The sequence below is a fragment of the Actinokineospora iranica genome (genome assembly GCF_900101685.1).
Classification (GTDB): Bacteria; Actinomycetota; Actinomycetes; order Mycobacteriales; family Pseudonocardiaceae; genus Actinokineospora; species Actinokineospora iranica.
Genome location: NZ_FMZZ01000025.1, coordinates 20,725 through 44,378 on the forward strand (window position 1 = coordinate 20,725; position 23,654 = coordinate 44,378).

General features: G+C 72.6%; 19 protein-coding genes. 11 read left to right on the top strand and 8 right to left on the bottom strand.

Annotated elements, in window-relative coordinates; genetic code table 11:
* Window positions 1–2: 2 nt before the first annotated feature.
* Window positions 3–1,109, top strand: a complete 1,107-nt coding sequence (locus BLS56_RS29450; RefSeq protein WP_175483108.1) for an alpha/beta fold hydrolase — start codon at window positions 3–5, stop codon at window positions 1,107–1,109.
* Window positions 1,106–2,050 carry a thioesterase II family protein gene (locus tag BLS56_RS29455; protein ID WP_139191066.1) on the top strand — a complete coding sequence of 315 codons (945 nt, stop codon included), beginning with the start codon at window positions 1,106–1,108 and terminating at the stop codon, window positions 2,048–2,050. Before BLS56_RS29450 ends, BLS56_RS29455 begins: the two co-directional genes overlap by 4 nt.
* Here BLS56_RS29455 and BLS56_RS29460 read toward each other — a convergent pair.
* The 3 genes from BLS56_RS29460 to BLS56_RS29470 all read right to left on the bottom strand — a co-directional run bounded on the left by BLS56_RS29460 (window position 1,974) and on the right by BLS56_RS29470 (window position 4,356).
* Window positions 1,974–2,417 (bottom strand): pyridoxamine 5'-phosphate oxidase, encoded by a 444-nt coding sequence (locus BLS56_RS29460; protein ID WP_139191067.1) that lies wholly within the window; start codon window positions 2,415–2,417, stop codon window positions 1,974–1,976. The two genes, BLS56_RS29455 and BLS56_RS29460, sit on opposite strands and share 77 nt — an antisense overlap.
* Entirely contained in the window at window positions 2,414–2,800 is a 387-nt protein-coding gene (locus tag BLS56_RS29465; protein WP_091457638.1) for an allene oxide cyclase barrel-like domain-containing protein, read from the bottom strand. The genes BLS56_RS29460 and BLS56_RS29465 overlap by 4 nt, the downstream gene beginning before the upstream one ends.
* 470 nt (window positions 2,801–3,270) lie before the next feature.
* Window positions 3,271–4,356, bottom strand: coding sequence for a glycosyltransferase family 4 protein (locus BLS56_RS29470; protein ID WP_228772036.1), 1,086 nt, complete (start codon window positions 4,354–4,356; stop codon window positions 3,271–3,273).
* A 214-nt stretch (window positions 4,357–4,570) separates the two neighbouring features.
* On the opposite strand from BLS56_RS29470, the gene BLS56_RS29475 reads away from it, so the two are divergent.
* Window positions 4,571–6,703, top strand: a complete 2,133-nt coding sequence (locus BLS56_RS29475; RefSeq protein ID WP_267463961.1) for an amylo-alpha-1,6-glucosidase — start codon at window positions 4,571–4,573, stop codon at window positions 6,701–6,703.
* Between the two features lie 68 nt (window positions 6,704–6,771).
* Entirely contained in the window at window positions 6,772–7,233 is a 462-nt protein-coding gene (locus tag BLS56_RS29480) for a GNAT family N-acetyltransferase (RefSeq protein ID WP_091457641.1), read from the top strand.
* 37 nt (window positions 7,234–7,270) lie between these two features.
* Here the strand turns inward: BLS56_RS29480 and BLS56_RS29485 are convergent, their stop codons facing one another.
* Together BLS56_RS29485 and BLS56_RS29490 are read right to left on the bottom strand one after the other, a co-directional pair.
* A complete protein-coding gene (locus tag BLS56_RS29485; RefSeq protein WP_091457644.1) occupies window positions 7,271–10,855 on the bottom strand; it encodes a tetratricopeptide repeat protein in 3,585 nt (1,194 codons plus the stop codon).
* A gap of 29 nt (window positions 10,856–10,884) precedes the next feature.
* Window positions 10,885–11,850, bottom strand: a complete 966-nt coding sequence (locus tag BLS56_RS29490; RefSeq protein WP_139191068.1) for a trypsin-like peptidase domain-containing protein — start codon at window positions 11,848–11,850, stop codon at window positions 10,885–10,887.
* Window positions 11,851–12,225: 375 nt separating this feature from the next.
* Between BLS56_RS29490 and BLS56_RS29495 the strand changes: the two genes are divergently transcribed.
* The 5 genes from BLS56_RS29495 to BLS56_RS29515 all read left to right on the top strand — a co-directional run bounded on the left by BLS56_RS29495 (window position 12,226) and on the right by BLS56_RS29515 (window position 15,673).
* Window positions 12,226–12,711 carry a hypothetical protein gene (locus BLS56_RS29495; RefSeq protein ID WP_228772037.1) on the top strand — a complete coding sequence of 162 codons (486 nt, stop codon included), beginning with the start codon at window positions 12,226–12,228 and terminating at the stop codon, window positions 12,709–12,711.
* A 68-nt stretch (window positions 12,712–12,779) separates the two neighbouring features.
* A complete protein-coding gene (locus BLS56_RS29500; protein WP_091457652.1) occupies window positions 12,780–13,283 on the top strand; it encodes a hypothetical protein in 504 nt (167 codons plus the stop codon).
* 51 nt (window positions 13,284–13,334) lie between these two features.
* The gene (locus BLS56_RS29505; protein WP_091457655.1) at window positions 13,335–14,516 is read left to right on the top strand and encodes an MAB_1171c family putative transporter; all 1,182 of its coding nucleotides are present in this window, start codon (window positions 13,335–13,337) and stop codon (window positions 14,514–14,516) included.
* Window positions 14,513–15,352, top strand: a complete 840-nt coding sequence (locus BLS56_RS29510; protein WP_228772038.1) for a class I SAM-dependent methyltransferase — start codon at window positions 14,513–14,515, stop codon at window positions 15,350–15,352. Before BLS56_RS29505 ends, BLS56_RS29510 begins: the two co-directional genes overlap by 4 nt.
* Before the next feature lie 135 nt (window positions 15,353–15,487).
* Window positions 15,488–15,673, top strand: coding sequence for a hypothetical protein (locus tag BLS56_RS29515; protein WP_091457658.1), 186 nt, complete (start codon window positions 15,488–15,490; stop codon window positions 15,671–15,673).
* 12 nt (window positions 15,674–15,685) lie between these two features.
* Here BLS56_RS29515 and BLS56_RS29520 read toward each other — a convergent pair whose 3' ends face one another.
* A complete protein-coding gene (locus BLS56_RS29520) occupies window positions 15,686–16,915 on the bottom strand; it encodes a cytochrome P450 (protein WP_091457660.1) in 1,230 nt (409 codons plus the stop codon).
* A 531-nt stretch (window positions 16,916–17,446) separates the two neighbouring features.
* Window positions 17,447–19,267: a thiamine pyrophosphate-requiring protein gene (locus BLS56_RS29525; RefSeq protein ID WP_091457663.1), complete on the bottom strand. Its 1,821-nt coding sequence runs from the start codon at window positions 19,265–19,267 to the stop codon at window positions 17,447–17,449.
* Between the two features lie 95 nt (window positions 19,268–19,362).
* On the opposite strand from BLS56_RS29525, the gene BLS56_RS31865 reads away from it, so the two are divergent.
* Together BLS56_RS31865 and BLS56_RS29530 are read left to right on the top strand one after the other, a co-directional pair.
* Window positions 19,363–19,506 (top strand): hypothetical protein, encoded by a 144-nt coding sequence (locus tag BLS56_RS31865; RefSeq protein WP_175483109.1) that lies wholly within the window; start codon window positions 19,363–19,365, stop codon window positions 19,504–19,506.
* A gap of 166 nt (window positions 19,507–19,672) precedes the next feature.
* Window positions 19,673–21,376: a hypothetical protein gene (locus BLS56_RS29530; RefSeq protein ID WP_139191069.1), complete on the top strand. Its 1,704-nt coding sequence runs from the start codon at window positions 19,673–19,675 to the stop codon at window positions 21,374–21,376.
* Here BLS56_RS29530 and BLS56_RS29535 read toward each other — a convergent pair.
* Window positions 21,362–23,464, bottom strand: coding sequence for a tetratricopeptide repeat protein (locus BLS56_RS29535; protein ID WP_091457667.1), 2,103 nt, complete (start codon window positions 23,462–23,464; stop codon window positions 21,362–21,364). The two genes, BLS56_RS29530 and BLS56_RS29535, sit on opposite strands and share 15 nt — an antisense overlap.
* Between the last annotated feature and the right edge of the window lie 190 nt (window positions 23,465–23,654).

The window sequence follows — 23,654 nt, forward strand, 5'->3', positions numbered from 1 at the left end:
GGATGACACTGTCCTATGCGGACGAGGTGGCCGACCTCGTGCTGCTGCACGCCCGCGCCCAGGGCATGACGCCCGCGCGGGCCGGGGCGATCATCGCCGCCGGGGGCAGGCTCGGCGACGACGGCCCGGGCTCCTGGTCGGTCGCGTGGACCTCGGCGGGCGACGCGGCGCTGGCCGAAGGCGACCCGCTCGGCGCGTGCCGCCGCTACAACCTGGCGCGCTTCCCTTACCCCGACACCGAAGGACAGCGCGCGGCGGCGGCGAAGTGCGTCGCCGCGTTCGACCAGTGGCGCGCCGGGCAGCCGGGCATCGAACGGCGGAACCTGCGCGTGCTCGGCGAAACCGTGCCGGTGTGGGCGAGCGGGCTGGACACCACCGCGCGCAAACCCTTGCTGCTCATCATGGGCGGGATCGTGAGCGTCAAGGAGCAGTGGGCGCAGTTCCTCGTGGCGGCCCGCCGACTCGGCATGGCCGTCGTGGTCGCCGAGATGCCCGGCGTCGGCGAGAACCCGCTGCGCTACCAGCCCGACAGCCACCTGATGCTCGCCGACCTCGCCGACGCGGTGGCCGAGCTGACCCCGTACGAGGGCGTCCACACCGTCGCGTTCAGCTTCGGCGGCACCATGGCCCTGCACTGGGCGGCCCGCGACCCCAGGGTGCGCAGCGTGCTCACCGTCGGCGCCCCGGTCCGCGAGTTCTTCACCGACTCGGACTGGTGGGAAACGGTTCCGGAGACCACGAAGCGGACCCTCGCGCACGTCACCGGCCTGCCCCGCGCCGCGCTGCCCGACGCCCTCGCGGGCTTCGCGCTCACCGACGAGGAACTGGCCCGCGTCGACATCCCGGTCGGCTACGTGGTGAGCGGGCGCGACGAGATCGTCCCCGCCGCCGACAGCGCCCTGCTCGCCGCCGCCCTCCCGCGCTTCTCCCGAGTCGAGTTCGACGACGTGCACGGCTCCCCCGCGCACCTGACCGACACCAAGCTGTGGATCATCCGGTCGCTGCTGTCCCGGCGCCCCGGCAAGGGCGTCCCTACCGCCGTCCTCGGCGCCGCGCTCCGCCTGCGCGCCGCCCGCCGCGCCCTGTCACCCGCCAGAAAGGCCCGATGACCGTGCTGACCACACCGACCCCCACCACCCCGAGTCCCATCATCCCGAGTCCCATCATCCCGAGCCGCGCCACCGCGAGTCCCACCACTCCGAGTCCCACCACCGCGGCCACCTCGACTCCCACCGCGACCACCCCGGCCGCGACCACCCGGACCGCGCCGAACACCGCCGCGTTTTCCCCGACCAGACCGGATTCCACCGCTTCAGACTCGACCGGGCCTGCCCCGGTGACGCTGGTCTGCTTCCACCACGCTGGCGGGACGGCCTCGGTGTTCCGCGAGTGGCGCAAGCACGCCGGGCCCGAACTCGCCGTGCACGCCGTGCAGCTGCCCGGCCGGGAGAGCCGGATGGGCGAGCCGCGGCACACGGATCTGGACACGCTGGTCGAGGCGCTGCTGCCGGAGCTCGCGCCGGTCCTCGCGGGTCCGCACGTGTTCTTCGGGCACAGCATGGGCGCGCTGGTCGCCTACCGGGTGGCGCACCGCAGGCTCGAACTCGGCCTGCGCGCGCCCGAGGCGCTGGCGGTCGCCTCTTATGTCGCCCCGCATCTCGACCCGGTGCGGATCGCCGTCGACGAGGTGTCCGATGTGGACTTGGCCACCCACCTGTGCGACATCGACGGCCTGCGCCCGGAGCTGTTGCGCCGCCCGGACTGGCTGGGGCCGCTGCTGGCCGTGGTCAAGGACGACCTGCGGGTCTGCGCCAGCGACCGGCGCCGGGAGATCGTCCCGCTCCCGATCCCGCTGCACGCCTTCGGCGGCACCAGCGACCCGCTGGTCACCCCGGCCCAGCTCGCCGCGTGGCGCGAGCACACCACGGCCGGGTTCCACCTCGTCCACCTGCCCGGCGGGGGCCACTTCCTGGTCACCCAGCGCGGCTCCGAGATGCGGGAGCGGGTGTTCGACCTGGCGCTGCGCCGCGCCCGCGCGCACGCCGCGTGAGCGCCGCCGCGATCAGCGCCGCGGTGGTCAGCGCCGCCATCGCCCCCAGGCCGACCAGGTCGGACGGCGACCCGCCGAGGTGGGCGTCGGTGATGTGGTTGACCAGGTGCAGAACCGACGCCGCCGCCGCGCCCGCCAGCGCCGCCCCCAGCGCGTCGGCCCAGACCAGCGCGGTGAGCACGCACACCCCGACGCCGGCGGCGAAGGCGCCGTTGTCGTGCAGGTAGTGCGCGTTGTACGGCGGGAAGGTGGCGACCAGGTCGGCGAAAGACCGCGGGTGGGCCACCGCCCAGACGCCCTGGACCAGGTAGGCCGACCCGGCCAGGGCGGCCACGACCCGGACCCAGCGGGGTGCGGGCCCCGTCACCCCCTCGCCCCGGCCACCTGATGGATCACCACATCCACCTGGTCCGCGTCCGGCCACGTGGCCTCCACCTCGCCGAGCACGTCCCGGTAGGCGCCCGTGCCGCCCAGGATCGCCCCCGTCCCCGACCGCGGATACGCGCCGAACCGGTCGAAGACCCGCTGGTAGTGGATCTCCCCGTCGGCCAGCCGCAACACCATCGTCGCCGCGACGACCGGCCCCGCCGCGGTGACGTCGACAATCGAGCACGTCGCGAACCCCCGCCCCGCCGCATCGCCGCGGTCGTCGAACAGGTCGGACAGCACCACATAGGTCGACCCCACGGTCGGCATGTCGGGCAGGGTGCTACGGGTTCGGCGCGACACGAGCCGGATGGGCGTCGCCATGAGCGGACTCCAGGTTCGAGGGATCAGACCCACCCACGATGGCCACCGCACCGAGCGCCGGGCAAGGACGGCCCCGCCTTCGAGTGACCCCCCATCCGGGGCAAGATCGACAACCCCGCGATCTCACCCGATCGGGCGATCATGACCCGCGCGATCGCCGCCGATAACCAGGTTGTCGGCAGAGTCCGACCACCCCCCCGCTTACGCCACGAGGGGCTTCGCGCGCGAAGCCCCTCGTGGCGTAGGTGCCCCTGTTGCACGGCACCGCCGATCACGAGACGATCGCTGGCCCCCTTGGCCCACGCACACCTTGGCTTGCGGATCAGTTGTCGAGTGCCGACACCGCCGCCCTAGTGCACCACAGGACTGTCGATCGGACGAGCAGGCGGAGATCGGGTCCAGGGCTGGTGCGCACCTGACCGCCCGGTCTCACCGCGGTCGGGCGGTCAGGTGGTGCTCCGCGAACCGGATCACGTCGCCGCGATGGTGGCCGGGGCGAGGCGGGGGGCCGGGACCGCTTGTCGGTCGCGCAGGACCGAGCGGTAGACCCTCAGGTAGCCCTCGGCCATGGTGTCCGCGGTGAACCTGTCCGCCACCTCTTGGCGGCAGCGGGCCGGGTCGATTCGGTCCACGTCGCGCAGGGCGGCGGGCAGGTCGTCCGGTGAGTCGCAGATCAGGCCCGTCTCGCCGTGGGTGACGACCTCGGGGACCGAGCCCCGGCGCAGCGCCACCACCGGGGTGCCGCACGCCATCGCCTCGATCATCACCATGCCGAAGGGCTCCTCCCAGCGGATCGGGAACAGCAGGGCGCGGGCCCCGCCGAGCAGGCGGGTCTTGGCCTCGTGGTCGACCTCGCCGATCCACTCCGCGTCCGGGCCGAGCAGCGGTTCCACCTCGCGGGCGAAGTAGCGCTTCTCGTTCGACTCGCCGCATTTGCCCGCCAGGACGATGCGCAGGCCCGCGGCGCGGGCGGCCTGGATGGCCAGTGGCGCGCCCTTGTCCGGGTTGGCGCGGCCGAGGAAGACCACGTAGTCCTCCTTGTCCGCGCGGAACGGGATGGCGTCCAGGTGCACGGCGTTGTGCACCATGCCCGCCCAGGGCAGGTCCGGCCGGGCCCGGCACTGCGCCGTCGAGATGGCGACCAGGCTCACGTCGGCCCCGATGTGGGTGTAGTAGTCCCTGAGCTCGTTGGTGACCGGGCCGTGCACGGTGACCACGGTCGGCACCGGGCACTTGCCCGCGAGCAGGGGTCCGGTCATGGTGTGGTCGTGCACGATGTCGACGTCGAGGTCGGGCAATAACCTCTGCACCGCCACGGCGTGCACCACATCCGGCGCGACCTGGCAGAACCGCTCTTGCTGCGGTTCGCGGTAGGTGTTGACCAGGGTCGCCTTCGTCCGGTTCCGGCCGGGGGCGACCAGGGTGACCTGGTGCCCCCGGTCGACCAGGGCGTCGACGAGGTCAGCGCACACGCTCTCGATCCCGCCGTACGCGCGCGGCGGGAGTTCCAGCCACGGCGGCGCGATCATCGCGATCCGCAGCGGTCGACTCTCCATTTGCCGACTCCTTCCTCGATGGTGACTCGAGTACCCCGACGACGCAGCGGTAAGACCCACCATCGTGTGTGGACAGTGCCGGGCGAGGGAATCCGCGCGCACTCTGCGTCGTTCACCGCGTGCGCACCATCGGGGAAGTGTTGAGGATCTAGGGCAACGCGGGGATGCTGGGACGGGACCGGGTGACACGACACGCGGACGGCAGGTGGTCGCGGTGAGCAGTGGGTGGGCCTTCGACGGGGAACCCGCCGCACTGGGCAACGGCACGGTCACCCTGGTCCAGGGCACCTCGTTCTGCGTCTGCGGCGGCGACGGCGAGATGGCGACCGACGCGGCGCAGGGCGTCTTCTTCCGGGACACCCGGGTGATCTCGACCTGGCACGTCCGGCTCAACGACCGGCCGGTGGAGCCGATCACCACGATGACGCCCAACCCGTTCCACGCGACGTTCCTCGGCCGCGCCCACCTCGACCACGACATCGGCGAGGCCAGCCTGCTGGTGCACCGGGACCGCTACGTCGGCACCGGGATGCGCGAGGACATCGAGTTGCGCAACCTGGGGCAGCGCACGGCCGAGATCTGGCTGTCGGTCGAGATCGGCGCCGACTTCGCCGACCTGTTCGAGGTCAAGGAAGGCCGGGTCCGCTCCGCGGGCGAGTACAGCATCGACGTCGAGGCAGGCGAGATGCGGATGCGGCGGCGGCTGCGCGACCAGTGCCGCGGCGTGCGGATCAGCGCGCACGGCGCGGAGGCGCGGGCCGACCGGCTGCTGTTCCGGGCGATCGTCGGACCCCGGGAGTCGTGGCAGACCAGCATCCTGGTGCACCCGACCGTGGACGGGGTGGAGTGGCCCGCGCTGTTCCCCACCGAGCGCCCGGTCACCGAGTCCGTGCCGATGGTGCGGGCCAAGCAGTGGCGGCGCAGCGGCCCGGTCGTCCGGTGGGCGGACAACGTGGGCCTGGCCCGCACGCTGCAGCGCAGCCGCCAGGACCTCGGGGCGCTGCGGATCGTGGACCCGGAGCGCCCGGACGAGGAAGTGGTGGCCGCGGGCGCGCCCTGGTTCATGACGCTGTTCGGCCGCGACTCCATCCTGGCCTCGCTCATGGCGATGTCGGTCGACCCGGTGCTGGCCCTGGGCACCCTGCGCACCCTGGCCCGCTACCAGGGCAGCCGCACCGAGCGGCACAGCGAGGAGCAGCCCGGCCGGATCGTGCACGAGATGCGGTTCGGCGCGGACGCCTCGCTCGCCCTCGGCGGCAGCAACGCCTACTACGGCACCGCCGACGCGACCCCGCTGTTCGTGCTGCTCATGGGCGAGTTGCACCTGTGGGGCATCGGACGCGACCACGTCGAGGCGCTGCTCCCGCACGCCGACCGCGCCCTGGACTGGGTCGAGCGGCACGGCGACAGCGACGGCGACGGCTTCGTCGAGTACGAGCGCGGCACCGACCGCGGCCTGGTCAACCAGGGGTGGAAGGACTCCTGGGACGGGGTGAACTTCGCCGACGGGCGCATCGCCACCGCCCCGATCGCGCTGTGCGAGGTGCAGGCGTACGTCTACGGCGCCTACCTGGCGCGGGCGAACATGGCCGAGGGCGTCGGCGACACCGAGCGCGCCGGGCACTGGCGCGAGCGCGCGGCGAAGCTGAAGCAGGCGTTCAACGAGCGGTTCTGGCTGCCGGACAAGGGCTGGTTCGCGCTGGGCCTGGACCGGGACAAGACCCCGATCGACGCGCTGACCTCCAACATCGGGCACTGCCTGTGGACGGGCATCGTGGACGCGGACAAGGCGGCCGCGGTCGCCGACCACCTGCTCTCCCCGGCGATGTTCTCCGGCTGGGGCGTGCGCACGCTGTCCGCGGACATGGGCGCCTACAACCCGATGAGCTACCACAACGGCTCGGTGTGGCCGCACGACAACGCCATCGTCGCGGCCGGGCTGATGCGCTACGGGTTCGTCGAGCACGCCCAGCGGGTCGCCGCGGCCATCTTCGACGCGGCCAAGGAGTTCGGCGGTCGGCTGCCGGAACTCATGTGCGGGTTCGACCGCGCCGAGTACTACCGCCCGGTGCCCTACCCGACCTCGTGCTCACCGCAGGCGTGGGCGTCGGCCGCCCCGGTCCACCTGCTGCGCACCCTGCTGCGGGTCGAGCCGCACGTGCCGGACGGGCGGGTGTGGATCGACCCCGCGGTGCCCGCGTCGCTGGGATACTTCCTCATCGACGACGTCCCCCTCGGCGGGAGCCGCGTCTCGCTGCGCGTGGACACCGACGGCCTGCATGTGCACGGCCTGGCCAAGGACATCCAGGTGATCCGCGCGCCCTGGCTGCACACCGACCCGCACTAGCCGGACCGCTGCTGACCGCCTTCCCCACACCGGCCCACCACCGACCGGCTGTGGGACAGGATGGGGCCATGGCGGAGATCAGCTTCCTGACCGAATCCGATCGTGCCCACTGGGAAGTGCTCGCCCGGGGGTACGACGCGCACTCCGCGGTCGAACGCGGCGACGACGCCTACGACCAGACCTGGCGACGCCTGCTCGACGGCGAGCAGGCGCGCGGAATCGCCGCGCGGCTGGACGGCAGGATGGTCGGGATCGCGCACTACGTGTTCCACGCGGGCATCTGGGGTGCCGGGAGGTGCTATCTGGCGGACCTGTTCGTGGCCGCGGACGCGCGAAGGCGGGGCGCCGCGACAGCGATGATCACGTGGGTGGCCCGCGACGCCGGGGAACAGGGCTTTCCGCGCCTCTACTGGAACGCGCTGGACGACTCCCCGGCGCGCGGCCTGTACGACAAGGTGGCCGAGATCAGCAAGGGCCTCGTCGTCTACACCTATCGGCGTGACGCGAGCCAGAACTCCACCCGGCGCTGAGAAGCGGCCAACGAGGCGAACGGACGGGACAGCGCGCCTAGGCGGCGGGAGGCGGTGCGGAGATCACCAGGTCGGTGTCGAGGCCGGTGAGGACTCGGGGCAGGCGGGGGAAGTAGAACGCGGGGTGGGGCTGGATGCCCGGCGGCACGACTTTCCAGATCTGGACCCATAAGAGCGGGTTGTCCTTCTCCGCCGCCGTCAGCTCGCGGCGCAGGCATTCGGCGAGGAAGCCGTGCGCGAGGTCGGGGCGTCCGGCGACGATCAAGGTCGTCGCGTTGAGCCAGTTGGCGAGTTCGGCGGTGGCCTCGCGGTGGGTGAAGTTGGCGGCGATCTCGACCGCCTCGGCGTGTTCGCCGGTGCAGAGCAGGCTGAACACCTCCTGGCCCGCGAGGGTGGCGTTGAAGCCGTGGGCGCGCCGCAGGTCCCCGGCGATCCGGGCCGCGTCGGCCCAGCGGTCCTGGTTCTGCATGGCGAGGGTTTCCCACAGCACCCGGCTCAGCTCGTCGCCGCTGTCGGCGAGCATCGCGGCGACCTCGGCGGAGACGGCCGGGTCCCGCAACTGGTGGGCCAGGAACATGGTGTGCGTGTGCAGCCGCTCCCGGTGCTGGTGGGCCAGGGTGGCGGAAGCGCCGATGAGGAACCGGACGGCGGCGGCGAAGTCGCCCTGCTTGGACAGCACGCCCGCGCGCGCCGAGTACAGCATCGCCACCGTCGGGTGGTCGGCGTGCCGGGCGATCGCCTCGGTCAGCACCTCGGTGGCGCGGGCGAATCGCCGGTGCTCCATCAGGATCTCGGCCGCGTCGTAGTAGGCGCCGACCGCGTGGTGGCTCTCGGTCACGTCCTGGACGCCGTGCAGCAGCAGGTCGACCGCGACGTCGGGGCCGTCGCGGCGGGCGAGCAGCCGGGCGATGTCGCGCAGCAGGGTGACCGAGTGGTGGTCGTGGTCGCTGATCTCGATGCACCGCCGCAGCAGGGCCACCGCATCGTCGACCTGCGCCGCGTCGCCATGGGCGAGCAGCCGCGCGGCGTCGCGGTGCAGGTCGACGGCGTGCGCCCGCACGGTGACCGCCGCGATCCCCTGCCGCAGCAGGGAAATCGCTTCCTCCCGGCCGCCGCGCTGGGCCAGCGACCGCGCCGCCTCGCGGTAGAGGCTGGTGGCCTCGTAGTCGTTCTTCGCCGCCTCGGCCCCCTGCCGCAGCACGGCGATGGCCTCGTCGTCGTCGCCGCGCGCACGCAGCAGCCGGGCCGCCTCCCGGTGCAGGCCCGCGGCGTCGTGCTCCGCGCCCGCCGCATCGATCCCCTTGCGCAGCAGGGAAATCGCCGCGTCGCCGTCCCCGCGCTCGGCCAGCAACCGCGCCGCCTCCCGGTAGAGACCCGTCGCGTCGCGCTCCGCGCCCGCCGCATCAATCCCCTGCCGCAGCAGGGAAATCGCCGCGTCGCCGTCCCCGCGCTCGGCCAGCAACCGCGCCGCCTCCCGGTAGAGACCCGTCGCGTCGCGCTCCGCGCCCGCCGCATCAATCCCCTGCCGCAGCAGGGAAATCGCCGCGTCGCCGTCCCCGCGCTCGGCCAGCAGCCGCGCGGCGTCACGGTAGAGGCTCCGCGCGTCGTGCTCCGCGCCCGCCGCATCGATCCCCTTGCGCAGCAGGGAAATCGCCTCGTCGGCATCCGCACGCTCGGCCAGCAGCCGCGCCGCCTCGCCGTAGAGGCCCGTCGTGTCGTAGCCCGCGCCCGCGGTCTCGATGGCGCGCAGGAGCAGGGCGACGCCCTCGTCGACGCCGCCCTTGGCCACGACCAGCTTCGCCGCCTCGGCGGCGATGGTCACGATGTCGGTGTCCGGCACCGACAGCGCGGCCTGCTCGACGGTCGCCACGATCTCAGCGACGCCGCGCAACTCCGCGATCACCTTGAGGTGCAGCAGCCAGATGTCGGCGACGCAGGAGGGCAGGGCGGTCGCCGCGGCCAGTTCCTCGCTGGCCTTCACGCTGTCCTCGCCCTCGTCGCGGGCCAGCAGCAGCCGGGCGAGGTAGTAGTGCAGGTCCGGGGACGGGCTCCCGCCGGACAGCGCCGCGGTGAACAGGACGATCGTCTCGGTCAGCGCGGTGGGGTCGCTCGGGATCGGGGACGTGCGCTTGTAGTACTTCTCCAGGTCGAGCGCGTAGTCTTGGGCGATCTTGTTGAGCGCCCGGACCTGGTTGGACAGCACCAGGTGGTGGCGGACCTCGATGAAGTCGGCTCCGTTGCGCGGCGCGTTGAAGGACTTGGCCCTGAACGGGCGCAGGTAGTACTCCCCCGCGGTCCGGTGCGCCCGCCGCGCCCGCTGCTGGTCGTGGCTGATCTGGGCGAACCCGACCTCCTTGGCCACCGGGTTGAGCGAGTACCAGCTCTGCCGCCGCTCCAGCAGGAAGTTGTCGACCAGCTCGCGCAGGATGTCCTCGTGCCGCCCCCGAGGGTCGGCCAGGATGAGGGCTTCCCGCTTGAACGACCTGCGGTGCACCGACAGCGTCATCAGCGCGTCGCGGCCCTCGTCGGACACCGTCAGCAGGGTGCGCTTGACCAGCTCCCGCTCCAGGCGCTTGAGCAGCGCCTCGCTGGTGCGCCGGTGCCGCAGCTCCCACGCCTGCGGCTCAGCGCCGATGAGCTCGTCCAGCGGCGCGGCCTTGAGGCTGGAGGTGAAGATCTTGAACGCGCGCGGGTTGCCGCCCAGCCACTCGACCACGTCGTCAAGGCGCTCCGGCGGCACCTCGTCCGCACGGCCCAGGTTGCGCAGGAACGTGGTGAGCAGACGCCCGCCCTCGGCGGTGTCGAGCGCCTTGAGCGGGCGGACCTCGATCTTGTCGTGCCAGGGGACCTCCTCGTTGAGCGCGCGGGCCGACAGCAGCAGGACGCGGCCCTGGTGCCGGGCCGGTTTCAGGGTGCTGAAGAACTCCACGAGCTCGGGCAGCGGGTCGCCGTGCGCGTCCATGCAGTACTGGAAGTCGTCGATCCTGATCGTGATCGGCTCGCGCAGCGCGATGCGCAGGAACTGCAGGATGTCCGCCCCGGGCGGGACGGACAGGTCGGTCCCGCGCAGCAGGGCCTGGCGGACGGCGAGCATGAGGTCGTGGAAGGACGTCTGCCCCTCGGGGATCTCCACATCGATGAACTTGCGGTCCTTGGCGCGGGCAACGAGCTGGTCGCTCAGGTGCGTCTTGCCGACCCCGGGGAAGCCCTCGACCAGGCACACGCACGGCCCGGTGCGCGGCCACTCGGTCGCCAGCCAGGTCAGCAGCGCGGCCCGGTCGCCGCCGGAGCCGGGCGCGGCCCGCTCGGCGGGCGCGGGCGGCGCGGGGTCCTCCGGCCCGGCGCGGTCGAGCTCGTCCACCGCTTCCAGGGCGGCGACCAGCAGCGGGTCGTCGGGGTTCTCGTATTCGACCACCAGCAGCAGGTCGGCGAGCTGCGCGGGCACCCGCTCGACACTTCTGATGATCTGGTGCCACACCACCAGCGGCGCCAGGTCGGTGCGGTTGGTGACCGGGATCTCCGCGTGGTGCAGGACGCGGGCTATCTCGTCGCGGTCCCGGTAGCGGGCCGCCAGGAATCCCTCCAGGCCTTGGCGGAGGTTCTGCCAAGCCGACCGCGCCATGCGTCATCCGTTCTCGGTGTGGACACCGGTCATGCGCCCCCCAACAACGCGTTCAGCCGGGCGATGGCGATTCCCTCGTTCCGGTAGACCCAGCTCTTCGTACCCGGATTGTAGAGTTGACCACCCGCGTGGTGGATGGCGACAAGATCCCACGCGTCGTCGAACACCGGCGATCCGGACGAGCCGGGCAGGGTGTCGGTGTAGTACTGGAGCACCCGGTCGTCCTGGTGGCTGACCACGTTGTGGTAGAGCGCGATCTGCTTCGGCCCGCCGCCGGGGTGCTGGATGATGTTGACCCGCGGCACGTTCGGGCGGGCCGAGGCGCCGACATCGATCCGGCCCCAGTCGTCGTTCGCGTGCCCCACCGTGCCCACCACGGTGAGGTCGTCGGCCCGGGACGCGGCGAACGCGCGGCCGGGCAGCAGCGGGACCGTGGTGGCCGGGAGCAGCACCCCGTCCGCGTCGGTCTGGTGGTTGAACGTCGCCGTCGCCCCGGCCGCGGTGTCGGCGTCGGGCAGGACGTGGTGGTTGGTGACGACGCGGGCGCCGTCGATCAGGAAGCCGGTGCCGCTGGCGCCGCGCGCGGTCTGGATGCGGCAGACCGCCCTGGCCCGCCGCAGCCCGGTCTCCAGGAAGGCGACGGGCAGCAGCGTGCTCTGCGCGCCCATCAGCTTCTCCACGCCGCCGGTCCCGTCCGGCGCGGGCGTCCAGCGCGGCCTGTCGGCGGCGGGCTGGTCGAGCGAGTCCCGCAGCGCGTCGTGCAGCGGCGCGTTGTCCGGGTGCTCCAGCAGCACGACCTTGAGCAGGTCGCCGCGCCGACGGCGGTTGTCGGCCTCGGTGACCGCGTTGAACCAGGTGTCCAGCGCCCGGCTGTGGAACCGGACCAGCTCCGTGGGGATGCCCGCGAACGCCAGGACGCGGCGGACGCTGTCGTCGTCGGGATAGAGCCGGGCGAGCTCGCGGGTCAACCGGGCCGTCATGGCGACGTCGCTCACAGAGGTGTCTTCCTCGGGGTCGTGACCTTCGGCACGCCGGGCGCGCGCCCGGCCATGATGGCGCATCGAGATCGTCCCGGCGGGCGTTTCACCGCCGCCGCGCGCGGACCGCGCAAAGAAAGCGGCGCCGCCCTCAACAGCCTGGGGGTCGCTGGAGGGCGGGCGCCGACTACAGACTACCCGTATGCCCCCCTCGCGCACACGGGTAGCCCCCCAATTGATGCTGAAGAGCCCCCAGGTCTCCTCAGCACCGTCCGCTATAGCGGACGCCCCACTAGCAGAATAGGCCCCGATACCCAAGCTTTGTCAACCGCCCCACGGTGTTCCACAATGAAGCACCGTCTGGGGCATCCGCCTCAGCGGACGACACCGACCGTGAGGACCACCTGGATGGACCCGGAGCAGCGCGCGGACACCGGTGCCGAGGGTCGGCTGGCCGAGAAGATCAACCACCTGCGCGACCGGCTGTACCCGGACAAGGCGAGCAGGCCCGGGTACGCCAAGCTCGCCGCCCAGATCCGCGAGCAGACCGGCAAGCCCATGTCGGCGACCTACCTGTGGGAACTGGCCAGCGGGCGCAAGCGCAACCTCACCCAGGACACCCTGGTCACCCTGGCCGAGTTCTTCGGGGTGCCCGCCGAGTACTTCCTCGACGACGTGGTCGCCTCCCGGGTCGACGCGCAGCTCGACCTGGCCATCGCGCTGCGCAACCAGAAGGTGCGGTCCATCGCGCTGCGTGCGGAGGGGCTCTCGGACGATACGCTCGACGCGTTGCTGGCAATGGTCACCGAAGCACGGCGCATCGAACGGCTGGGGCCCGCGACGGACGCGGGGGACGGCGGGCAGGCGCGGGGCGAGTGATGGCACGCTCGGCGCGGCGGTGGCCAGGCCGGTTTCGGAGGTGCCCAGGCGGAGGTGTCGGCGAGGACATGGTCAATCGACACGGTTACAGGAAGTGCCGGTCGCTGGTCGACGGCATCACGCTGCCCCGGCCGTTCTCGGTCTCGGCGCTGGTCGCCCAGCTCGCCGAGCAGCGGAACCGGCCCATCGAGATCGGCACCCTGCCCGCGGGCCTGACCGTCAACGCCTGCGGCGCCTGGCTGCAGCTCGCCGACCGGGATGTGATCTTCGTCGAGGCCAAGACCACCCCGTTCCACCGCGACCACATCGTGCTGCACGAGATCGGCCACATGCTCTGCGACCACCACAGCAAGTCCGCGGACCTGGTCGCCGACCTCGGCCGGTTCCTGCCCGACCTCTCGCCAGCGCTGGTGCGCAGGCTGCTGGCCCGCACCAGCTACACCACCGACGAGGAGCAGGAGGCGGAACTGGTGGCGAGCCTGATCCGCATCACCGCCCAGGCCCAGGCCCCCGGCGCGGCCACCGGCACGCTGGGCGAGCTGGAATCCGCGCTCGGCCTGTGGAGCCGCTGACATGACACCCGACCCGGCGACAGCCACGACCAACGACAGGACGCACGCCGCATGACCACGACCGACCTCCGCGACTTCGGCAGCGACGCGGTGATGCTGGGCGCGATCGCCCTGTGGGTCGCCCTGGCCCTGCGCCTGCCCGGGGCGCTGCGCTCCCGGCCGCAGCGGCGGCTGCTGATCGCCGTCGCGGGTCTGGCGGGCTCCATCACCGTCTACACCGACCCGATCACCAAGGTGCTGACCGAGACCTACGTGTTCGGGCAGAGCTGCGGCATCGCGATGAACATCTGGGGCGTCATCAGCTCGGCGTTCATCCTCGACTTCGTGCTGGCCGCGATCGCGCGGCGCAGGCCGCTGCTGGTGTACGGCGCCGCGGCCGCGGTGAGCGTCACCCTGGTCTGGCTCAACACTGGGCCGGTCCCGGCGGCGGGCTGCGTCACCTCCATCGCGGTGCCCTGGTACAGCCCGTTCTGGTGGCTGCTGTGCGTGGCGCACGTGGTGGCGGTGCTGCCCTGCGCGGTGCTGTGCGCCCGCTACGCCCGGCAGGCGAGCACCGTGGCGCTGCGGGTCGGGCTGCGGCTGCTCGCGGCGGGCTTCGCGTCGTCGACGGTCTTCTGGTCCTTCGTCGTGCTGGGCTACCTGCTCACCGACGCGCCGTGGCTGGGGGCGTTCTTCCCGCTCAACATCGGCATCACCGCGTGGCTGACGGTGGCGGCGGTGACCGTGCCGGTGCTCGCGCACGGCTGGGGGCTGTGGCGGCGCCTGGGCACCCTGCGCGGGCTGGCGCCGCTGTGGCGGCGGCTGGTCACCGCGGCGCCGCACGTCCGGCTGCCCGCGCCCGGCCAGCGGCTCGCCTCGATCGACCTGCGGCTGTACCGGCGGGTCATCGAGATCCGCGACGCGCTGCTCATCCTGCGCGACTACGTCGACCAGGACACCGTGGACGCGGCCAGAGCGCACGTCCTGGCCGCCGACCCGGACGCCGAGGCCCGCGCGGTCGAGGCCGTGACCACCGCCTGCTGGCTGGCCGTCGCCGAGTCGGCCAAGGCCGCGGGCGCCGAGCCGCACCCGGCCGAGCAGACCTCCCCGGCAGGCCGCGAACCGGCGGGCGACGAGTGGACCCACGAACTCGCCTTCCTCGAACTGCTCGCCCAGGCCCAGCACTCGCCCCTGGTGCTGGAGTTCGCCGCCAGCCGGACGCCCACCCCGTCCGCCGCCGAGGAGACCACGTGACCGACAGCACCAGCACCGACGCCGACAGCGCGAGCGCGGGCAACGCGGGCGACTACCGGACCAGCGCGCTGGGCAAGGACCGGCCCGGCGAGCGCCGCAGGCTCGGCGCCATCCAGTCGTCGGTGGACGAGTTCAGCACCGACATCTTCGACGGCCTCGGCCCGCGCGTGGACTGGGACTGCCTCGACCTCGGCGCGGGCGCTGGCTCGATCGCCGCCTGGCTGGCCGAGCGCTGCCCGGCGGGCCGGACGGTCGCGGTGGACATCGACACCCGCTACCTCGACCCGGCCGAGAGCGCCTTCGAGGTCGCCGAGGCCGACATCACCGACCCCGGCTTCGCCCCCGGCCGGTTCGACCTGGTGCACGCCCGGTTCGTCCTGTGCCACCTGCCCGACCGCGACGCCGTCCTGGCCCGCGCCGCGACCTGGCTCAAACCCGGCGGCTGGCTCGTCGTCACCGACCCGTACCAATTGCCCGCGGACACCTCACCGTTCCCGGTGATGACCCGCATCATGGACGCCTACCGGAAGGTCTACGCGGGCCACGGCGCCGACCTGACCTGGTCGCGCCGCCTCCCGACGCTGCTCGCGGGCGCAGGCCTGTCCTCGATCGAGTTCACCGGCAAACTCGCCTGCATGGGCAACCTGGCCCGCGACCGCTGGCGCCCGCTCATCGACCAGGTCGCCACCGGCCTCATCGCGACCGGCGAGGTCACCCAGACCGACCTGGACGAGTTCCACACCCTGCTCGCCGACCCCACGTTCATCGACATCCCCCAGTTCACCCTCGCCGCCTGGGGCCGCCGAGAGGACGCCGCGGACACTCCGGACCAGTGAACTCCGGGCCAGTGACACCGCGGGCACGGCGAGCAGCGGACCGGCCGCCGGTTCATGATCCCGCCCACCCGGCCGAGGGAGTTTCACCCACCGCGCCCGCGGAAACCCCTGGGAGACCAATCCCAGGAGGCACAGATGCACCGCGAGAGCGACCAGCACTCCCCCCGAGAAGACGACGCGCTGAAAGCCGAACTCCAGGGCACGCTCAAGGGCGGCGGCCCCACCCGCGCCGAGGAATGGCGCGACCCCGAGCCCCCCGCTGACGACGACCCGGCGGTCGCCCCCTACGGCGACCCGTCCCCGGACGAGTCGCCGCCATAGCCCACCGGTCGATCAGGGCTGGGCGTCGGCGAAGCGCAGGGACAGGGACGTGGGGCCGAGGATGCCGATGGGCGGGCGCCAGGTGAACGGCTCGGCGACGGTGGGCGGGCCCAGCCGCTCGGTGAGGGCGGCGAAGGCCTCGGAGAGTTCGACCTTGGCCAGGGCCGCGCCGAGGCAGTAGTGCGGGCCGCCGCCGAACTGGACGGCTGGCTCGCGGTCGCCGGCGGTGACGTCGAAGGTGTCCGCGCCCTGGTAGGCGCGCGGGTCGCGTTGCGCGGCCGGGCTGCAAATGAGCAGGAACGTGCCCTTCGCCAGGAACGTGCCCTGGAACTCCAGGTCCTCGGTGGCGAACCGGAACACCGACACCGACGACGGGGCCCACCGGATCGTCTCGTCCACGGCGGTGGGGATCAACCCTGGCCGCCTGCCCAGCAGGCGCCACTGGTCGGGGTGGTCGGCGAAGGCGACCATGGCGTTGGCCAGCTGGTGGCGGGTGGTGTCGTGCGCGGCGAAGACCAGGGTGACCAGGAGATTGAGCAGTTCCGCGCGGCTGACCGGCTGGTCTTCGCGCTGCGCGAGGACCAGCCGGGAGATCAGGTCGTCGGCGGGGTGGGCCGCCTTGGCGTCCATCAGGGCGTCGACGTAGCCGTAGAGCCCGACGACGGCGGCCGTGACGCGCTCGCGGAAGTCGCCCCCGTGGGCGAGGCTGAACACCAGCCCCAGGTCGGTGGTCCAGGTGCGGAAGATCTCCCAGTCCTGCTCGGGGACGCCCAGCAGCCGCGACATCACCGCCAGCGGCAAGGGGTTGCCGAAGTCGGCGAAGAAGTCGCACACCTCGGTGGCGGCGAGGCTGTCGGCCAGCCGCCGTGCCTGCGCGCGGACGAAGGGGCGCAGGTCGTTCACGGTGCGCGGGGTGAAAGCCTTGTGCACCAAGCCGCGCAGCCGCCGGTGGTCGGCGCCGTCGTGGTTGACCAGCATGGGGACGTACCAGTCCCAGATCGGGCCGTCCTCGACGCCGTTCATCCGCATGAACCCGGCGCCGTCGTGGTCGAATCGGGGGTCCCGCATGAGCGCTTGCGCCTCGGCGTGCCGCAGCACGATGAGCCCGACCGGGCTTTCCGCGTACCAGTGGCGCTCCCTGGCGGCGGCCACTTCCGGGGAGTCATAGGAAAACCCGGGTTTCGTGATGTCCAGAAACGGGATTTCGCTCTGCTCGGGGGTCGCCTGCACGGACTTCGTCATGTCCGATCACCTCAACATCAGGCCCTGCTCGACAGGAGTGTCGAGACTACCCCGGATCGCTCACCACGCCTTTCCGCCGAATGGGTAGCGGATTCAGCGGACTCCACTGTCCTATCTGGACGGTGACGGGCTGTTCGAGCGAGAAGTGCGCCCAGGCAAGGAAGTTCAGCGACATGGCGACGCCCAGGCCGAAGGGGCGAGCTGGGCACCTGCCCGCTCGGCGTGGCGCACCGCGTCGTCGAAGCGGCCTGATTCCGTTTCGGTGCGCGCGATCGCGCGCACCGTGATGGCCGCGCCGAGGCCGCCAGGTCGTGGAATCCGACATACCCGCCCGGCCGCAGCAGGATCAGGTGCGCGTCGTGCACACAGCAGTGGCCAGTGGAGTCTGTTCGTGCGGTCAGACATCGCCAGTCCCTCGCCGGGCAGGCAGGATGAGCGACGTGCTTTCGGCGCGAGCGCAGCCTGCGGCGGGGCGCGGGCTCTTGTCAGGTTTATGTCCGGGAACTTTCGTTCCCAGGATCAGCTTTTGGGTCAGTGGGCGGCGGTCTGGCGCGCGCGGTCGTCGTGGCCTTCTTCTTCGCGTTGCCGGAAAAGGTGTTCGCGGGCGCCGCCGTCGTCGGATTCCCGCGACAGGCCTTGGTACATCTTGTCGGCCTTGTCGTCGGGCAGATGCGGGGCCAGCAGCGGGACGGCCGCGTCGACCACGGCCTCGACGACCACGGGCCGGTCAGCGTCGAACGCCTCGCGCCAAGCGCTGGTCACCTGCCTCGGGGAGTCGACGCGGATGCCGCGCAGGCCCAGCAGATCGGCGTAAGCGGCATAAGGGAAATCGGGCACGCGCTGCGACGTGGGGAAGCGCGGGTCGCCCTCCATCTCGCGCTGCTCCCAGCTGACCTCGCTGAGGTCGCGGTTGTGCAGCACCAGCACGACGAACCGGGGATCGGCCCAGGAGCGCCACCGGTCGGCGACGGTGATCAGCTCCAGCAGGCCGTTCATCTGCATGGCGCCGTCGCCGACGAGGGCGACCACCGGCCGGTCCGGGGCGTCGAGCTTGGCGGCCAGGGCGTACGGCATGGCGCAGCCCATCGACGCCAGGTAGCTGGAGACGTGCGCGGGCGTCCCCGGCGGCAGGGCCAGGTGGCGGGCGTACCAGTAGGTCGTGGAGCCGACGTCGACAGCGACCCGGGCGCGGGCGGGCAGGTGGTCGGACAGCTCGCGCACCACCAACTGCGGGTTGAGCGGGTCGGCGGGGTCCTTGGCCCGCCGCTGCGCCAGCGACCGCCACCGGGACACGCTGCCGGTCACCTGCTCGTGCCAGCCGCGGTCGGTTTTGCGGGCCAGCAGCGGGATCAGCGCGCGCAGCGTCTCGGTGGTGTCGCCCACCAGCGGGACCTCCACCGGGTACTTGCCGCCCACCACCCGGGCGTCGAGATCGATCTGCACGGCCCGCGCCTGCCCCGGCTCCGGGTAGAACTCCGTCCACGGGTCGTTGGAGCCCACGATGAGCAGCGTGTCGCAGCCCGCCATCAGCTCGGCGCTGGCCGTGGTGCCCAGATGTCCCATGACCCCGGTGTGCCAGGGCGCGTCCTCGGGCAGCACCGGCTTGCCCACCAGCGACACCGTCACCCCCGCGCCCAGCAGGTCGACCACCCGCTCGACCTCCGGGCCTGCCCCGGCGGCGCCCCGGCCGACCAGCAGCGCCACCCTGCGGCCCTGGTTCAGCAGGTCGGCGGCCCGGCCGAGGTCGGCGTCGGCGGGCAGCACCCGGGGCCGGGCGATCACCGCGCTGGACGGGACGACACCGTGCGCGTGCGGGATCTGCTCCGGCATCTCGGCGCGCTGCACGTCGTGCGGCACGATCACGCAGGTCGGCGTCCCCTCGGCGATGGCCGTGCGCATCGCGTTGTCCAGGATCATCGGGAACTGCTCCGGCGCGAACGCGGTTTGCAGGTACTGCCCGCACACGTCCTTGAAGAGGGTGTGCAGGTCGACCTCCTGGAGGTAGCCGCTGCCCAACGCGGTCGACACCACCTGCCCCACGATCGCCACCACCGGCCTGCGGTCGAGCTTGGCGTCGTAGAGCCCGCCGAGCAGGTGGATCGCCCCCGGCCCCTGCGTCGCCAGGCACACCCCCGGCGAGCCGGTGTACTTGGCGTGCCCCGACGCCATGAACGCGGCCATCTCCTCATGCCGGACCGGCACGAACTCCGGGTCGCCCCCGGCCCTGCGCAGCGCGGCCAGCAGCGGATCGATCCCGTCGCCCGCGTACCCGAACACCCTCGGGACCCCCCACACGCGCAGCCGCTCGACCAGCGCGTCCGCCACGGTGTTGGTCGTTTCCTGGTCGGCCATGACCCGCCCTCTCGGCCGAAGTGTCTTACCGTTCGGATGCGGGTATCCGCACGACCGGAGACGAAACCCCACCGGCGGCGACAGGAGGAACGGCGATGCCAAGGGACCGACACAGCGCGCACCAGCGGTCCAGGATGTCCGAGGAGGCCACCCTCCAGACGGCGATCCTCGCCCGCTGGGGCCTGCCGGTCGTCGCCGCGCTCGCCCTCCTGTGGCTCCTCCTGCGCCGCCGCCGCTGACCCGCGCACGGCTCGGGCCGGGGGCCGCGTTGCTACGGTGACGGCCGACATCGCCGGAGCGTGGAGGAGTGGACATGCCGGAGCCCGTCCTCGTCGAGGGTGGGGTTCGCAGCTGAGCGGCCCATCCCCGTGGGCCACCATTCCGACCGAGCGGCGGGTGCTGGCCGTGGTGCACAACGTCACCGCCGCCACCCGACTGCTCGACGTGCTCGACCTGGTGGCCCGCGACAGCAGAATCCAGGTCGACTTCAGTGTGCCGCAGTCGTCGGCGTTCACCACCGGGACCGAGCGGTTTCTCCTTGACCGGGGAATGACGCCGGTACCGTGGGCGGCCGCCCGCGCGGCGCCGTTCGACCTGGCGATCTCCGCAAGCCACGGCGGCGACCTGCACCGACTCGCGCCACCATTGATCATCCTGCCGCACGGAATGGGATACAATAAATACTTAGGCCGGGAATCCGGGAATCCGGGAATCCGGGAATCCGGGAATCCGGGAATCCGGGAATCCGGGAATCCGGGAATCCGGGAATCCGGGAATCCGGGAATCCGGGAATCCGGGAATCCGGGAATCCGGGAATCCGGGAATCCGGTCTTTGGTCTGTCGCCTGAGTGGCTGGTTGTCGACGGGAAGCTGGTTCCGTCGAGTCTGGTGCTGTCGCATCCGGAGCAGTTGGCGCGGCTGGCCCGGTCCTGTCCCGAGGCCGCCGAGGTGGCCGTCGTCGCGGGCGACCCGTGTTTCGACCGGATCGTGGCCAGCGGGCCGCTGCGCGCGGTGTACCGGCGGGCGCTGGGGGTAACCGAGGGGCAGCGGCTGGTCGTCGTCTCCTCCACCTGGGGGCCGCCGTCGCTCTACGGGGCGCATCCCGATCTGGTCGCGCGGCTGGCCGCCGAGTCTTGCCTGGACGAGTGGCGGGTCGTGGTGGCGCTGCACCCGAACGTGTGGCACTGGCATTCGCCGTGGGCGGTGCGGCGATGGGCGGAGGGGTGCCGCCGGGCGGGGGTGACGCTGCTGCCGCCGGAAGAGGGGTGGCGGGCGGCGTTGGTCGCCGCCGACGTCGTGCTCGGCGACCACGGCTCGGTCACGTTCTACGGCGCCGCTCTCGGCACGCCGACCATCCTGGCCACCGCGCCCCGGGACACGGTCGCGCCGGACTCGGCCGTGGGCAGGCTGCTCGACGCCGTTCCCTGCCTCGACCACGGCCGCCCGCTCACCGAGCAGCTTGACGAGGTGGTCAAGACGCACGACCCGGCCCGGGAGCCGTTCGCGTCCGTGGTCGCGCTGACGACTTCCGCCCCCGGCCAGGCGATGCCGCTGCTGCGCGCGGAGTTCTACCGGCTGCTCAAGCTCGCCGAGCCCGACTCCCCCGCCGAGGTCCGCACGGTGCCGGTGCCCGCTGAGCCGCCGGTCGAGCCCGGCGCCCACCTGGTCCGGGTGGACCTGCTCGGCGGGCTCGACGCGGCCGCCCGCGTCACCCGGCGGCCCGCCGAGCTGCTGCGCCTGACCGGCAGCCTCCCCGAGGGCACGCACCTCAGCGTGGACGCCGACGAGCCCTACCGCCGGTTCCTCGACCTGGCCGAGATCGTCGTGGCCCCCGATGGGCGGGACGCCGCCGAGGTCCTGGCGGCGCTGCCGGGCGCCCTGCTTGCCACCGGTCCGGTAGCAGGCGGGGACTGGCTTGTCGTGGGCGCGGGTGACCGGACGCTGCGGTTCACCGGCGCCGGGGACGCGGGCCGAGTGTGCGCGTCGTTCGTCCACGCCTGGCTTACCGACAACCGGTCTGTCGACACGATCCCTACCGAGGTCTCGCTCACGCTCGGAACCCGCGTTCTCACCGTCACGGTAAGCGGCCAAGACTCAGCTCGCGGATAGGGCCAACACCTTTCCCTGGACCCGCCGGGCCTCGCCGACGAACCCGGATGACTCCGTGATCGCAAGAGACTCCCGGTAGCGGTCGGTTGCCGCGGCCGTGTCGCCGCTGGCGTGGTCGAGGTCGCCGATCGCCTCCAGCACCTGGGCCTGGTCGAACGGCCTGCGGTGCGACCGCATCACCGCCAGCGCCGCGTCGAGGCTTTCCCGCGCCTCGGAGAACCTGGACAGTCGGGTGAGCGTGCGGCCCAGCCACAGCCGCGCCTTGGCCGCGTTGTAGTCGTCCACCGGCTCCAGGCCTACAAAGCCCGCCAATGCCGCGTCGAGCAGGGCCAGCGACTCGTCGGGCCCGGTCACCTTGGCCAGGTGCAGCCGCGCCAGCGCGAGCCTGCGCGGCACGCCGATCTCTTCGGCCAGCGCGAGGTTGGCGCGCAGAGACGCCACGGCGTCGTCCTCGCGTCCGGCGGCGATCGCGGCGAGGCCGAGCGATTCCAGCGCGGTCGCCCGCAACTCGACCACGCCCGCGGCGTCGGCGGCCTCGACCGCCTGGCGGAAGGTCTTGTGGGCGCGGGCGCTGTCGCCGCCGTGCAGGTAGCCGAAGCCGAGCTGGGTCGTGGCCAACGCGAGCAGGTCGGCGCGGCCGAGTTCGCGCGCCGCGGTCACCGCCCGGGTGTTGACCTCGATGAGGTCGTCGGCGTGCTTGCCGCGCTCGTGCAGCGGCCACAGGGCCACCGCGAGCAGGCACACGTCGGCGAAGCGCGCGTCGTCGTAGAGCTGCTCGACCACCGCGCGCAGCGTGGTCCGCTCGACTTCCAGCCAGGCCGCAGGCTCGTCGGGGGCTGTGCCGTCGGTGCCGTCGGTGCCGTCCAGGTGCTCGCCGAAGAACGCCGTCAGCCAGCCGCGCAACGGCATCGCGGCGTGGCCAGCCGCGACCGCCGTGCGCCGGTAGTGCTCGACCATCCGGCCCGCGACAGCGGCGCTCTCGTCCGCGGCCGCCGCGGCGGCCTCGTGCGCGTGCAGCCGCACCAGGGCGTGCGGGACGTACCGCTCGTCCGCCGTCGACCGCAGCAGACCCGCCGACACCAACTCGTCCACGGCGTCTTCGGCGCCGTCCCCCAGCGCGGCCAGCAGGACATCGACGCCCACGTCGCCCATGCCGGGGTGCACGCCGAACGCCCGGTAACAGCGCTGCGCGGCCGGAGACAGCCGCCGGTAAGCGGTGTTGAACACGGCCGTGACCGACAGGTCGTCGTCCCGGGACAGCGCCGCCAGCCTGCGCCGCTCGTCGCTCAGCTCGGCGACCAGCCGCGCGATCTTCCGCGTCGGCCGCGCGACCAGCAGCGCCCCGACCACGCACAACGCGATCGGCAGCCCCGCGCACAGCCGCACCAGCGCCTCGACGGCGTCGGGCTCGCCCTCGGTGCGCACGGTCCCGACCATGCGGCCCAGCAGCTCCCGGGCGGCGTCGTCGGAGAACGGGGCCAGGTCGATGAACGTCACCGCGTCGCGCACCGTGAGCCCGGACAGCGGCCCCGCCGCGGTCACCAGCATCACCGACGGCCCCGGCCCCGGCGAGAGCATCCGCACCTGCCGCGGCGTCATCGCCTTGTCGACCGACACCGCGACCCGCTTGCCCGTCGACCAGCTCCGGAACGCCGCCGCGCGGCCCTCCGCCGAATCCGGGATGGCCGCGGCGTCGACGTCGGCGGCCAGCAGGAAGTCCCGCAGCCGGGCGCTCTCCAGGCCGGTGTCGTCCAGCCCGCCGGAGAGGTCGGCGTGGAACTGCCCGTCCGGGAACAGGTCGGAATGCCTGCGCAGCCAGAACCGCGCCACCTCACGCTTGCCGACCCCCGGCGGCCCACTGAACACCAGGATCCGCGGCCCGGCCTGCGTCTGCGCGGTGACCGCGGCGTCCGCCTCGGCCAGCACCCGGAGCTGGTTGGTGAAATGCGGTGTCGGCGGCGGAACCAGCCGGGCAGGCTCACGGCGGCGGCCGTGGAAGTGCACGCCCCCGGTCACCTGCCCCGCCTGCACGATGATCTCGGCGTTCCCGCCGACCACGTTCCGCACGGCGGACTCGTCACCGCTCACCCGGCCTCCCCACGCCCTGGCCCATCCAGCCCACCGTACCGAGATCACTACCCAAGGTCACACAGAACAGGAGAACCGGCGACACGCACTATGCTCGGCCGTCGTGTCTACGCCCCGGTTTCCCCTCGTGCTTGCCCTAAGATTGAAAGAATCGCCCGGAAGCCGGAAGCCGGAAGCCGGAAGCCGGAAG